The following is a 1147-nucleotide window of genomic DNA, read 5'->3' on the forward strand; positions in this document are numbered from 1 at the left end:
CGGCTGGCCGGTGGCTGTCGCGGCGCTGCTGTCGCTGCCGCTGGCGTTGCCGATGCTCGCGCTGCTGTGGGGCGGCCACGCGATGCTGCCCGCCGCTGGCAGTGGGCGCTGGCGACGCCGGTGCAGTTCTGGCTCGGCGCGCGCTTCTACCGAAACGGCTGGCATGCGCTGCGCGCCGGCAGCGGCAACATGGACCTGCTGGTGGCGCTGGGCACCTCGGCGGCCTATGGCCTCAGCGTGTGGCAGCTGCTGTGGAGCCACGCGACACACGGCGATCCGCATCTCTACTTCGAGGCGTCGGCGGTCGTCATCACGCTGGTGCTGCTGGGCAAGTGGCTGGAGGCCCGTGCGAAGCGCCAGACCACCGCGGCGATCCGCGCGCTGCAGGCGCTGCGGCCCGAGACCGCGCGCGTGCTGCGCGACGGCGTCGAGACCGAACTGCCGCTGACGGCGCTGGTGCGCGGCGACCTCGTCGTCGTGCGGCCCGGCGAGCGGCTGCCGGTCGACGGCCTCGTCGAGGAAGGCGCGAGCCACCTCGACGAATCGCTGCTCACCGGCGAGAGCCTTCCGGTGGCGCGCGCCGCCGGCGAGCGCGTGATCGGCGGCGCGCTCAACGGCGAGGCCTGCTGCGCGTGCGCGCGACGGCGCTCGGTGCCGAATCGACGCTGGCGCGCATCGTGAGGCTGGTCGAGACGGCACAGGCCGCCAAGGCCCCGATCCAGCAGCTGGTCGACCGCGTCAGTGCGGTGTTCGTGCCGGTGGTGCTGGGGATCGCCACGCTCACGCTGCTCGGCTGGGGTCTGGCCGGCGGCGACTGGTCGCACGCCACGCTGAACGCCGTCGCGGTGCTGGTCATCGCCTGCCCCTGTGCGCTGGGCCTCGCGACGCCGGCGGCGCTGATGGCCGGCACCGGGGTGGCGGCGCAGCACGGCATCCTCGTCAAGGACGCGGCGGCGCTGGAGGCCGCGCAAGGCCTGCGCGCGGTGGCCTTCGACAAGACCGGCACGCTCACCGTCGGCCGCCCCACGCTGGTCGAATTCAAGGCAACGACCAGCGCGCACGACGCCACGCTGGCGCTGGCAGCGGCCGTGCAGGCCGGCAGCGAGCACCCGCTGGCGCGCGCGGTGCTGTCGGCGGCGCGTGCCCG

At 74.9% G+C, this 1147-nt stretch carries 1 pseudogene; it reads left to right on the forward strand.

What is annotated here, in order from left to right:
- Positions 1 to 1147: pseudogene (locus Y694_RS21930) on the forward strand (heavy metal translocating P-type ATPase); the annotation flags it as partial.

Origin of the sequence: Methylibium sp. T29-B (genome assembly GCF_000576225.1) — a bacterium.
Classification (GTDB): domain Bacteria; phylum Pseudomonadota; class Gammaproteobacteria; order Burkholderiales; family Burkholderiaceae_C; genus Methylibium; species Methylibium petroleiphilum.